Raw genomic sequence first — 13,699 nt, 5'->3', positions numbered from 1 at the left:
AGCAAAACCCAAAAGATTGGTTACCTTGGAATTATCTTGATACTATCAACAAAATCAAAAACCACTCTCTATAAAAAATTTAATTCCATTCATTGTGTTTGTAAAATGCACTTATTGGGAGGACACCACACGCGCCACATTCGTTGCATTTGTCTAAATGTTCGTCTATTTCAGTTATTTGTTTGAGATTTTTAGTATGAATGAATTTATCAGCAGAGAGAATCACATCGGGATTTAAAATAATTTCAGGATCTAATATTTGTTTAATTTTATACATTATATCATTTATCTCTTTTCCCCATTCTGCTTCGATAAAAGGAGCGATATTTCTTCCTGTGCCATGTTCTGCTTTTAAGGAACCATTGTGTTTATCTATGACAAGAGTTGCTAAATCTTTCATAAATATTTCATATTTTATTCTATCGTTTTCGTTTTCAAACTTCATTTCTAAAATAAAATGTAAATTACCATCTTTGGCATGTCCAAATAAACAACTATTTTCAAACCCGTGTTGTTTAAAAAGTTTTTTTAAGTCTGAGCTTCCTTGCGGTAAATGTTCTAAAGGAAAGGCAACGTCTTCAAGTAAAGCTAAATAATTTGGTTTTCTTTGTGATTGCACAATGGGTAAAATAGATTTTCTAATTTTCATGATTTTTTGATATATATCGTTCTCATAAAATTTGCTAATTATAATTACATTTTGGCAAAGGCTTATTTTTTTGTTTATGTCTAATATTTTTTTATTTAAATTTATTTCTGTTGAATCTCTTAAATCTATTATAAGTAAACAATGTTCATTGGTATTTATTTCCTGTGAAAGAAATTCGCTAAGCTCTTTTTTAGCACAGCTTATCGATGTCGCATCAAGAAATTCGAGAGAAGAAATGCTATCGCTATTTAAAATGAGGACAGCTTCCATTGCCGATTTTAAATCAGCAAAAAAACACAGAGCCGCTTTTTTATAAGGTTCTTCATAAATTGTTTTATATGTTATGCTTGAAATAAAACCAAGTGTCCCTTCCGATCCAATCATTAAATGAGAAATAATGTCTATAGGATCTTCAAAATCTACAAATGAATTCAGTGAATAACCAACTGTATTTTTTATTTTATATTTATTTTGTATTTTTTCTATTATATTACTGTTACTTAATATATTTTTTCTTATTTCTAATATTTTTTCACAAATAGGGTTATTTGTATTTTTGAATTTAGCAATCGATAATTTATCACTCGTGTCTAAAATTGTTCCGTTACTAAATATCACGCGAATATTTTTTAAGGTATGATAACTGTTATTTTTAACTCCACAGCACATTCCGCTTGCGTTATTTGCAGCAATCCCACCAATTTTAGCAAAATCGAGGGAAGAGGGATCAGGTCCTATTTTTTTTTTGTACTTTGCTAAATAATAATTCGCATCTTTTCCAATAACACCTGCTTGAAGTTCTATTTCATTTCCTTCATTAAAAATTTTATATTTTCGCCATTTCCAACTTATAACAAGAAGTACGGAGTCTGTAATAGATTGTCCTGATAGAGAGGAGCCTGCGGCTCTAATTGTTAAGGGAATTTTATATTTTTTTGCTGATTTAAATATGCATTGTATTTCAACTTCTTCATCTACAATAAGAACTAATTTGGGTACTAAGTAGTAGTGACTTGCATCATTAGCATAAGAGTAAAGGCTAAGAGGGTCTGAAAGGATATTTTTTTTGGGGAGATTTTGATTTATGAATTTTAGAAAATTTTTGAAATTATTGTCTTTTTCTTTAGCTATCATTCAAAAACCTTTGACTTATTAAGTTGATTTATTTGAAATGCAAGCTTCACTTTATAGAAGATAAGTATTGTATATATGAGATTGAATTTAATGTAAATATTTGTAAACATGGAGTGTTTTTTTGTCTTTTAAAGAAATACAATTGTGATTTTAGATGGTTATCTATATTTGACTGTAATTTTAAGAGATTGCTTTCCTGGGAAATGGCTATTTAGAAAGAATAAGAATGATTTTGATGAACCCCCATAATCCCTCGATTTCTGCAACTATTGAGATAATTATCCCTAAAGAAGCTTGTATTTCTAAATTTTTTGCGATAGTAAGCAGGTTCCGATTTGATAGATGATCGGCCTATATTAAAAATGAAGGGGGGTGAATGATATGCCAGTAGTTAAGATTAAAGAAGGTGAAACCTTTGAAAGCGCAATGCGTCGTTTTAAGAAACAATGCGAAAAAGCAGGTATCCTTTCTGAAATTCGCAAACGTGAGCATTACGAAAAACCCTCTGTTAAAATTAAGAGAAAACGTATGGCGGCTCGTAAACGCGCCCTTAAAAAACAAAAGAAGCTTATGGCTTAATTTCGTTTTTTAGCTCATCAAAAGCTTTAAAAGGAGGGTTGTGTTTACAGCTCTCCTTTTTCAATTTTGACTGATATGGTATCATACTCTCTACCTATAATTGGTAAGAGTTTTACTGCTTAAACAGTGAGGTTCTTTTTGAGACTTCGCAAACATTCTATCCAAAATGTAATACAAACCATTCCCCTTCAAGACCACCTACGCCGTTTTATGGATGTGAAGCGTTCTGGAGGGAATGCGGTTGCAAAATGTCCATTTCATCAAGATTCCTCGCCGAGTATGTATATTTATCAAAATAATTATCATTGTTTTGCCTGCAAGGCTCATGGAACTGTGATTGATTATGAAATGCACCGCACAGGATGTTCTTTTCGTGAGTCGGTGGAAAGTTTATCTCAAACGTATCAAATTCCTTTAGAATATGAATCAAGTGCTGAAGAAAAGCAAAATAGCGCCAAAAATGATTTTTTTGAGGCACAAAATAAAGAACTCGAAAAAATTCATTTATTTTTTAAAGAAAATTTAAATAAGTTAATAGATAGTCAATTACAATCTATAACAGCTGAATTTAAAGATTTTTTAATAAATAAATTAAAAAAATATATTGAATTTGTTTATACAGGGGATCATTCTACTTGTGATACCTTTATGGAAAATATTTCTTTAAAAGAGATATTTAAAATAGATTTATCGGATAGATTTGCCTTTCCTATATATAAGGAAAATGGAAAATTAGGTGGATTTGCTTTTTCTAATAAAATAACCCAATTTAAAAATGAAGAACCTTTTTCTGAAAATAACTTTTTATGTTATTTAAATGATTTAGAAGTTTTCACCCCTTTTCCGAAATCGACATTACATTGGTTAAATTGGCACCAATCAAGAAATCAGTTAAATAATCAAAAAAATATTATTGTTACTGCAAATTTTTATGATTTATATTATTTACTTTCATTAGGTAAATTAAATACAATTGCTTGTTTGCAAAATAAAATAGATACGTCGTTAGCAAAAGTTTTATCTAAAAAAGTACCAAGAATTATTATTGCTGTTTTTTCTATAGCAAATCAAAATATGTTTTTATGGAAAACCTTTTTAGAAACTATTGTTTTAAGCGATTTGTCATTTGATACCGTTTTTTTCTCAATACAAAATGAAAATATATCTTCAGATGATTTAAATAAAGTCTTTTTAAATTCAAAACCTCTTTGGGAAGAAATTGTAAATAAATTTTTTGATAATATTCCATCTTCTATTAAATTAGGAGAGTTTCAGAAAAAACTGTTACCTATTTTTAATAAAATTGAGGATCAGTCTCGAAAAGAATTGATATTAGATAACATTGCAGCTAAATATTTTGGTTCCTCAAAAAAAATATTCGGATCTGCTAATTATAATAAGTATAAACTAAAAAGTTCGGATAACAATAAAGTAAATATCGCTTCTATAACTCAAAAAAATGAAGTAAAAATAGAAACAAAATTGCCTCAAAAAGAAACTCTTAAATTGGATAAAAATTTTGAAATAGAAAAAGAATATATTACAAAATCGGTATATTTTTACCACAAAATTTTATTATCGGATTTGCCTTTAGCAAAAGAGGCGCGTTTGTATTTAGAGCAAAGAGGAATCGAATTAGAGCATATTGTGAAATGGGGATTTGGATTTTGTCCCTATTCAAATGAATTGTCTAGAAAGGTTGAAAAAAAATTAGTTCCTTTTGAGCCCTTGCTTGAGCTTGGATTAATTAAAAAAAGTAAAATAAATGATGGTTTTTACGATTTTTTTCATGACAGAATTATAATACCTATTTATGGACATGAAGGCGCTATTATTGCACTCTCTGGTCGTTTATTTCAACCTCATTTGCAATCAAAAGCAAAAGAATTACCAAAGTATATAAATTCACCAGAATCCGCAATATTTGCAAAATCGAATGTTTTATACAATTTTTACGCAGCGCTTCAGTCCATTGTTAGTTATGGTTTTGTTGTTGTTGTAGAAGGCTATATGGATTGTATTTCTTTGGTGAATGCAGGGGTTACAAATACAGTTGCTGTTATGGGAACAAGTCTTACTCATTCTCATATGGAAGCCCTTTCAAAAGTAACTAAAAGAATAATCATATGTTTTGACTCTGATAAAGCTGGCCAAAATGCAGCAAGAAGAACTTTTTTTATTACTTTTCCTTTTAAGGGAATTGATTTGGAGTATTTAGAAATTCCCGATGGAAAAGATCCTGACGATTTTATTAAAAAATATGGTGTGAATGAATTTCATTCTTTAATACCTAATACAGAACCTTTGTTAAATAAGGTTTGCAAATGGTTTTTTGAAGAGTCTAATTTTAAACCAGAAGTTTTTTTAAGACAAGCAAAAGAGCATATTCTCCCTATTATTTTGCAGCATCCCGATAAACAAGTTCAAGATGAATCCCTTCTATTTTTATGTGACAAATACTTTGAAAATGTATATCCTGAAGACCTTCGTCAAGAAATGGAAGGCTTATCTTCATTGCATATAAAGTCTCATTTTGTTAAAGACGTCGCTAAGCCTGAAGCCTTTTCTCTTGAAGAGTGGCCTGTCTTTTCCGTTACTGAAGTTAAATTAATTTTATCACTTGTCCATTCAAGGTTTTATGAGTTACCAATACGTTTGCGAAATGTAGCTCAAGGATTATCAAGCTCAGAAGAGGCTAACGAGCGTATTTGTGCATTAGCGATAAGCAATCAAATGAGTAAAACAAGTTTTTCTGTTTATCTCGAACTGCTGACTGCTATGGTAGACAACCAACATGTCTCTTTAATTGAGCTTGAAGACTTGGATAAATATAGCTTTTCGCATCAGACAAAAGTAGTACTGGCTTATGCAAATTCAAATGTTCACATTTTATTTCAATATAAGATGGAGGAATTACTGAAAGAAAGCTTGCCAGTGGGCGTGTCCATGATATCATTTAAGAACATTTGGGATTTAAAAAATTCTGGTTTTTTGAGGTTTCAGTTGCGAAATATTAAACTTTCCTCGCAAAGAGGTGTTTTATCTGCATTTACAGCTGAGGCTTTACTTCAATTGGAACTCGAATATATTGACAACGCTCTAAAAGCTTTTTCGAGTTTCCATTTTGATAACGAGATAGATAAACAGTTTCATGACCTTGTCAGAGAGCGTACAAGGCGTAGCAAGGAATTTGGTTCTTTTGAATCTTTTAATTTGCAATAAACGTAAAATTATTTCAATGTAACCGATTTGCGCTATTCAATTGTCCCTGAATAGGGTTTTTTTGTTTTGTGATTCTTGGGGGTTTTTAAAATATGACGAATTCCAAGTCAAAGTCTGCAACTGTAGGTGGTCAGAAACGTGCTTCTGAGCCAACCCAAAAAGAAAAATCCGCAAGCTCAAAGCCAGCTTCACAGCCATCAAAAAAAGTGGAAAAGAATCCGGTAAAGTCACAGAACTCATCTAAGCCTGTGGATTTAAAAACGGTTAAAAAAGAGAATCATCAAACGATTAAAAAACAACCTAGCTCTAAACCAGCTCAGAGCCCTGAAGCGGATGAAAATCATTCTTTAGAAAAAGATACGAAAAAATCTGTGGTTTTCCGGTCTGAAAAAGATCCTAAAAACCCACAAATAAAGTCGAATCGTGACGTTAAATTAACAGATAAAGGTACTGAAAAAGAAAAATTAGTGCCTTCTAAATTAGAAAAAAACAATAAAGATACTATGGCGAATAAAAAAGTTACAAAACCAGCTGATGAAGAGTCTATGAATATAAATCCTAATATGGTTAAAAAAGAGTCTGTTTCTGCTAAAAGTGGGAAACCTTCTCCTTTAAAATCAGATACTGTTTTAACAAAAACGTCAGATGGCAAACCCAATATCGTTATAAAAAAGAAGTCAGATAAAGAGTCCTCCTCTTTAGAACAAGACAAAAAATCTTTGTTAAACGTAGCAGAAGCTTCTAAACAAAAGACAAAATCCGCAGTAACAGGCGCTCAAGCAGACGGGACAAAATCTCTTGCGACAAAATCAAAAGATGCCACCGTTTCTTTGTCTGCAAAAGACAAAGATAAAAAAGTGGTGAAAAATGCGGTTTCCGAAAAGCCATCAGGTTCTAAAAAAGAATCCGCTAAGGCTTTAGGTGATTCCTCAGAAGAGAAAGTAATTACAAAATCAGCTGTCCCTGGTTCTAAAAAGAAAGATTCTGCAAAAGCAGATCCAACTAAAAAAACAAGTAAACAAGGGAAACAAGGCAAAGGAGCGGACTCAGATGACGACGAACCATTTGAAGAAGTTTCTTTAGATGAAGAACCTGATGACTTTGGTGCTGAAGAAGAAGAAGATCTTTTAGGTGATGTCGATCTTGAAGCTGACGAATCCGCATCTCTTCCAGAAGACGACTTCCTTGCAGCAGAAGAATTTGGTGCTGATCTTGGTGGCGAAGAAGAAGAACTCGACGCTTCTGCTAGAAGCAACGATCCCGTTCGTGTTTATTTAAGAAAAATGGGACAAGTAGCTCTTTTATCTCGCGACGGTGAAGTTGAAATTGCCAAAAAAATTGAAAATGAAGAGAATAAACTATTAGAGCACCTTGTTTCTTTACGTATTGGTATCAACCATATGTGTGATGTAGGACAAAAATTTATCGATGGCGTTATTAAAGCAAAAAACCTTGTCAAAGGTTTTGATGATGAACAAGATCAAGCAAATGATGAAGGCCAATCCCAAAGAGTTCGTGTACTTGTTGAAAGCTTTATGAAGCTTGCTAAAACAGTCATCGAAATTGAAGATAAATTTGGCTTACAAGGTCTTGATAAACTCTCTGCTCATGAAAGAGAAATTTTAAAAGAATCCCGCGAACAAATGTTTGAAATTGTAAAAGAGATCAACGTCAATCGTCGTATTATTCAACAAATTGTTGCTGAGTTAGACACCCACGCAAAAAGTGTTTCGGATTGTATGAAAGAAACAAATAAAGTGAAGGTGAGAACACGTTTAGATGAAGCTCGTTTATCTGCTTATTGCAATGCAAATGCACCAAGACCTATAGAAGTAAACTTTTTAACAGAAAAAGATTGGGAAAACTTTAAAAACACTTATATCTCTGCACGAAATGCAATTTTAATGAGTGAGCAAGCTTGTTTCCTTAGTAGAAGTGAAATTGCGATAAAGTACCAAGTTATTAGTAATGCAAATCGTTTTGCAGAAGAAGCAAAACGCGAATTAATAGAAGCGAACCTTCGTTTAGTTGTTTCCATTGCTAAAAAATACATGAACCGTGGTCTTCAATTTTTGGATCTTATCCAAGAAGGTAACATTGGTCTTATGAAAGCTGTTGAAAAATTTGAATACCGTCGTGGTTACAAATTTAGTACTTATGCTACTTGGTGGATTCGTCAGGCGATCACACGTGCGATTGCCGATCAAGCTCGTACGATTCGTATTCCTGTTCATATGATTGAAACAATCAACAAAATGGTTCGCACAAGCCGTCAATTGGTTCAAGAAATGGGTAGAGAGCCTACTCCTGAAGAAATTGCGCAGCGTATGGATATGAGTATTGAAAAAGTACGTAAGGTTATGAAAATTGCGCGTGAGCCTATTTCCTTGGAAGCTCCAATTGGAGAAGAAGAAGACAATCATTATGGAGACTTTTTAGAAGATAAAGCTCATGGCGCGCCTATAGATATTGTGGCAAACCAAAGCTTGTCTGAACAAACCAAAAAAGTTCTTGCTACTTTAACTTCTCGCGAAGAAAAAGTGTTACGTATGCGTTTTGGTATTGGTGAAAAGACAGACCATACTTTGGAAGAAGTGGGGCAAAGTTTTGATGTAACTCGTGAGCGTATTCGTCAGATTGAAGCAAAAGCGTTACGTAAACTTCGTCATCCAAGCCGTTCTAAAAAATTAAAAGCTTTCATTGAAAGTTAATTTGAAGAATTTAATCACTTAGCTAGCATTAGCCCTAATTATAGATTTTCATAATCTATAATTAGGGTTTTTTTTAAATAGGATTGAATTTTTTGTTCAACAGTGGAATGGAAAAGAGTAACACTAAAATTAAAAGAATTTAAAATTCATGTTTCAAATTTTATTGATTTAATAATAGCTAAATTTTATCAGCATTGGGTATTTAATCATATCCAGCTGAAAAGTCTAATTAAGAAAAGGTTATTATTGTTTTTCAGTAGTATCTCATAAAAATTAACCACTATTGTATGTTTAACTTTTAATTGATTTTAAATAATTAATAAAATTATTGATATCATAAGAGTTATCAGTATAGTCAATATATTCAATGTTTTTTTTCAGATTTTTCAAACAATTGCCACCTATCATATATTTTAAAGAAAAATTTATTTTAGGATTATTTTTTAAAAAGTGTACAAATTTTTCTAGTTTTGTTAAATGCTCTTCAAGCACAATAGAAATGGCAATTGCCTTAGGACGAACTTTTATTATTAAGTTAACTAATTTATCTTCAGATAATGGATAAAGTATAACATAACTCATAATTCCTGCATCTTTAAGAACAATATCAAGAAACCGAATGCCAATTGTATGAGAATTTCCTTCTATACACATAAGAATTACATCAATTTTATTTTCTATTTTTCCAAATTCATCTATACTTATTTTGCTTAAAATTAAATTTATAATACTATTACTAAAATGTGAAAATAAGTGCTCTTGCTCAATACTTAATAGTTTTTTTTCAAATAAATCACCAATTTTTCTCATAATCGGTTGAATAATTCCCATAATCACGTCAGAATATTGTAATCCTAAATTTAAACCTTTTTTCAAGACATCTTCAGGTGCTATGATAATTCCACTTTTACCTTGGTTTTCTATTTCAGAAAAAAACTCCTGAATTTCGTTCAATTTACTAATGTCAAATGAATTTTTATTTGAAAATTTTGCTTTGCAATTTATACAAAGACCGTGTGTAATTGTATAATCTTGATAAGGTTCTTTTTCACCAATAAATTTAGCACAATATGAGCACCATCTTATCATAAAATTTCCAAATAATAATTTTAAATCTTCTAGAAAAATCTTATAACTAAACTGCATCGGAATATCTTTTAATTTTTTAAGTAAAAAATTAAAAGATGGATAAAGGAGTGCCAAGAGGCTGAAACGGAAAAAAGGAGGAGTAAGTAGACCTGTGGGGATGGTAAAATTAGGGATCTGGCAAAAATTATTTTTAAATTTAGTAAAAAATAGTTAATTCAAACTATAAATTCTTTTTCAGCTTCAATTTTTACTTTTCCAGTAAAGTTTTTTAAAGGAACATAACCTTTTTCAATTGAAATTTTAGCAGCATAAATGTCTTTAAAATTTTCGCCAATAGAGATTAAAACTTGTTCTGCTAAAAATTCGAGTAACTTTACTTTTTCTAGCATTTTTATTTTATGAATGATATGTTCACAGACGGCGCCATAATCAACTGTATTGTACAGTTTATCTAGTGTGTTATTATATTTAATTTTAATAGACAAATTTATTGTGATATTTTGTCCTATTTTTTCTTCATATTCATTTGCGCCTAAATAAAGAAATGTTTTCATTTCTGAAATGTGAATCCAACAAAATTGATCATCAGTTAATAAATATGGTGTCGATGAATATTTCATTTTTTGTTTCCTAATGGTTGGCTATCCTTAAAAACAAAGTTATATGTGGAAAAGCGTATTGTTTTTTCCATTATGAAACTCATACATAGAATAAAGGTAAAAAAATGACAAACCAAAATGTTTCTGAAATTTCAAAAAAATATATTGATATGGCTGATAAGTTTGGTGCCCATAATTACCATCCCTTAAAAGTAGTTATAACAAAAGGTTCTGGCGAATGGGTTTGGGATATTGATGGTAAAAAATATCTTGATATGTTGAGTGCTTATAGTGCAGTAAGCCAAGGGCATTGTCACCCTAGAATGCAACAAACTCTTATGGAGCAAGCGCAAAAAGTAACTTTAACTTCAAGAGCTTTTCATAATGATCAAATGGGTCCTTGGTTAAAACAATTAACCCTTTTGTGTAAAAAAGACAAAGCTCTTCCTATGAATACAGGTGCAGAAGCTGTTGAGACTGCTATAAAAGTTGCACGTAAATGGGGTTATCTAGTTAAAAAAGTACCAAGACACCAGGCAGAAATTATTGTTTGTGATCATAATTTTCATGGCCGAACAACGACAATTGTAAGTTTTTCTAGTGAACCACAATACAAAGATGATTTTGGTCCTTATTGTGGTGGATTTCGTTCTGTTCCCTATGGTGACGCAGTCGCTCTTGAAAAAGCAATTACCCCAAATACGGTCGGATTTTTATTTGAACCCATTCAAGGAGAAGCGGGAATTATCATTCCTGCGCAAGGATATCTTGAAAAAGTAAGTCAAATTTGTAAAAAACATAATGTACTTTGTATCGCAGATGAAATTCAAACAGGCTTAGGTCGTACCGGTAAACTTTTTGCTCACTTATATGAAAATTGTAATCCCGATTTGATTATCCTTGGAAAAGCTTTAGGCGGTGCTTATTATCCTATTTCGGCTGTTGTTGGAAACGACGATATTTTAGGCCTTTTAAAACCAGGCGATCATGGCTCTACTTTTGGTGGAAATTCAATGGCTTGTGCTTTATCGCAAACGGCTTTGAGTATCATTGAAGACGAAAAACTTGCAGAAAGAGCGTATCAATTAGGCAACCAATTTAGAGAAGGTTTAGCTCATTTACCGAAAAAAGTAGTGAAAGAAATTCGTGGAAAAGGTCTATTAAATGGGATTGAAATTCATCCTGAAGCAGGGAAAGGCCGTTTTTATAGTGAACTTCTTCAAGAAAGAGGAATTCTTGCAAAAGAAACCCATGATTATACCATACGTTTTGCACCACCTTTAGTTATGAAAGACGAAAGTATGCGTTTTGCGATTGATACCATTTCTGAAGTTTTTGCAAAAACTCAAGCAGAATGGCTGCAAAAATCATAATCCTTATTTTTGGAAAGAGTTGACAAAGAAAAGAACACCTGTTAAAAATAAAATTGCTTTCACAAGCGTCCGTTTTTATTTATATGGCGCAACCAGCCAAAAATCCCTTCTTTTTATTTATTCCTTCAACTTTTTTTCTTTTGGAATCATTTAGCATGGTAGATGACAAAAATAATGATGACTTCGATAATGAGTCTCCGTCCCCGCGTAAACGCACAACGAATTCAACAACAAGACGTTACATTCGTAGAACCCCTGAAGAAAGTACGCTTTTTAATGAAAATGCGACCTCTTCTTCATCTCAGAATGACTCTGACAGCGAAGGTATTTCTACTTACACACCGTCTAGACGCGTTTTTACCAGGTCAAAAGACCCATCAAACATGTCTTCGTCTCCTTCATCTCAAAATAATCATTCATCTTCTTCGAATTCGACGTTTACTCCACGCCCGTCTCCATTTGGAATGAATGCTCCCCCTCCAAACAGAATGGGTTCCCCACAGGCTTCCATGAACGCAGGAGGAGGATCTACCGTGCATCCCGCATCACCAGCAATGCAACAGCAATCTCATACTACGGCGAGTTCAACAAATAATAACAATACTCCGAATCAGCCGCAGCAGTATCGTACCTCTTACCAAGGTCACAATAACCAACAACGTAACAATCACCCTTCTTCTCGAAGACCAGATCAATCTCGTCCTGTTCCAACAGGAGCTGACGAAAAAGAGCCTGAGTTTAATTCAGAAGTTCCTGTCATGAATTTAAAAGAGCTAAAAGAAAAACACATTAGCGATTTAGTTCATATGGCAAAAGATATGGGCATTGACGGTGCAGCAAACTTAAGAAAACAAGATCTCGTTTTTTCTTTGTTAGAGGCTCAAGCTGTTCGCAATGGCGTTGTTTACTCTGAAGGTGTGCTTGAAACGTTACCTGATGGTTTCGGTTTTTTAAGAGCTCCAGACTATAATTATTTGCCTGGACCAGATGACATTTATGTATCTCCATCACAAATTCGTAGATTTAATTTACGTACAGGAGACACGGTTTCTGGGCAAATTCGTCCACCAAAAGACAATGAACGTTACTTTGCTTTATTAAAAGTAGAATCCGTAAATGGCGAAACACCAGACTTTACTGGTGAGAAAATTTTGTTTGATAACTTAACAACCATTCACCCCGATTTCCGCTTTAAATTGGAAAACGATCCGCAAATTTACAGTACACGTTTAATCGATCTTTTTGCTCCTATTGGAAAAGGTCAACGTGCTCTTATTGTTGCGCCTCCAAAAACAGGTAAAACTATTTTACTTCAAAATATTGCGAACTCCATTGCAATAAACCATCCTGAAGCCGTGTTAATTGTTCTTCTTATTGACGAACGTCCGGAAGAAGTAACAGACATGGAACGTTCCGTGCGCGGTGAAGTTGTCAGCAGTACCTTTGATGAACCTGCACAACGTCACGTTCAAGTTGCCGAAATGGTAATTGAAAAAGCAAAAAGGTTGGTTGAGCATAAAAAAGATGTTGTTATCTTATTAGACTCCATCACTCGCCTTGCACGTGCATACAACAGTGTTGTGCCACCAAGTGGAAAAATATTAACGGGTGGTGTCGACGCGAACGCACTTCACAAACCAAAAAGATTTTTCGGTGCGGCACGTAACGTGGAAGAGGGCGGAAGTCTTACTATCATTGCAACAGCACTTATCGATACAGGAAGCCGTATGGACGAAGTTATCTTTGAAGAATTCAAAGGTACAGGTAACATGGAACTTGTTCTCGATCGCCGTTTAGCAGAACGTCGTGTGTTCCCAGCAATTGATATTAATAAGAGTGCGACTCGTCGTGAAGATCTCCTTCTTGCACGCGAAACTCTCAATCGTCTTTGGGTACTCCGCAAAGTATTGCATCCTATGTCCCCAATCGAGTCCATGGAATTTTTATTGCAACGTTTTGAACGCTGCGAAACCAATGATGACTTTTTAAATAGTATGAATGGTTAATTTCTAATTCATTATTTATTCTATTTCATTTAGATATTAAAAATCCCCTTACGAAAGTTTGGGGATTTTTTTTGGTTGTGATTTGAAGAAAAATTTTGAGTTGAATTTTAAATGAGATATGAATTTATTTTTAAATCATAATTAATATTATTTGGAATTTTTGCAATTATAGTGAATATACCTGTATAAGTGGCGTTCTTTTTTTAGTTGAGATAAAAATGTTTATTAAAATTTTTTTGTCATTAGCATTAAAATATATAGGATATTGTATAGAATGATTTGGTGAGAATATTTTTTTAATGCGATAAGATTTAATTTTAGTTTTTAATAAGTATTT

Annotated in this window: 8 protein-coding genes; 5 read left to right on the top strand and 3 right to left on the bottom strand. The window is 32.6% G+C overall.

Annotated elements, in window-relative coordinates; all coding sequences use genetic code 11:
• Positions 1-79: 79 nt before the first annotated feature.
• The gene (locus tag ACIQ56_RS08150; RefSeq protein ID WP_397600574.1) at positions 80-1,783 is read right to left on the bottom strand and encodes an FAD-binding oxidoreductase; all 1,704 of its coding nucleotides are present in this window, start codon (positions 1,781-1,783) and stop codon (positions 80-82) included.
• A 381-nt stretch (positions 1,784-2,164) separates the two neighbouring features.
• Here ACIQ56_RS08150 and rpsU point away from each other — a divergent pair, with 381 nt between their 5' ends.
• From rpsU to rpoD, 3 genes are all read left to right on the top strand, one after another.
• Complete coding sequence (gene rpsU / locus ACIQ56_RS08145; RefSeq protein ID WP_148698276.1) at positions 2,165-2,362, top strand: 30S ribosomal protein S21; 198 nt, start codon at positions 2,165-2,167, stop codon at positions 2,360-2,362.
• Positions 2,363-2,500: 138 nt separating this feature from the next.
• Entirely contained in the window at positions 2,501-5,584 is a 3,084-nt protein-coding gene (locus ACIQ56_RS08140; protein ID WP_397600573.1) for a toprim domain-containing protein, read from the top strand.
• A gap of 92 nt (positions 5,585-5,676) precedes the next feature.
• Positions 5,677-8,295, top strand: coding sequence for an RNA polymerase sigma factor RpoD (gene rpoD, locus ACIQ56_RS08135; RefSeq protein WP_397600572.1), 2,619 nt, complete (start codon positions 5,677-5,679; stop codon positions 8,293-8,295).
• 291 nt (positions 8,296-8,586) lie between these two features.
• Here the strand turns inward: rpoD and ACIQ56_RS08130 are convergent, their stop codons facing one another.
• Entirely contained in the window at positions 8,587-9,384 is a 798-nt protein-coding gene (locus ACIQ56_RS08130) for a B12-binding domain-containing protein (protein WP_397600571.1), read from the bottom strand.
• Between the two features lie 215 nt (positions 9,385-9,599).
• Entirely contained in the window at positions 9,600-10,004 is a 405-nt protein-coding gene (locus ACIQ56_RS08125; protein WP_397600570.1) for a dihydroneopterin aldolase, read from the bottom strand.
• A gap of 104 nt (positions 10,005-10,108) precedes the next feature.
• On the opposite strand from ACIQ56_RS08125, the gene rocD reads away from it, so the two are divergent.
• Both rocD and rho read left to right on the top strand, forming a co-directional pair.
• Positions 10,109-11,356 (top strand): ornithine--oxo-acid transaminase, encoded by a 1,248-nt coding sequence (rocD, locus tag ACIQ56_RS08120; protein ID WP_397600569.1) that lies wholly within the window; start codon positions 10,109-10,111, stop codon positions 11,354-11,356.
• Positions 11,357-11,910: 554 nt separating this feature from the next.
• Positions 11,911-13,362, top strand: a complete 1,452-nt coding sequence (rho, locus tag ACIQ56_RS08115; RefSeq protein ID WP_397600575.1) for a transcription termination factor Rho — start codon at positions 11,911-11,913, stop codon at positions 13,360-13,362.
• Positions 13,363-13,699: the final 337 nt, after the last annotated feature.

This window comes from Silvanigrella sp., from assembly GCF_044369315.1.
GTDB lineage: Bacteria > Bdellovibrionota_B > Oligoflexia > Silvanigrellales > Silvanigrellaceae > Silvanigrella.
This window is presented reverse-complemented; position numbering and strand designations above follow the sequence as displayed.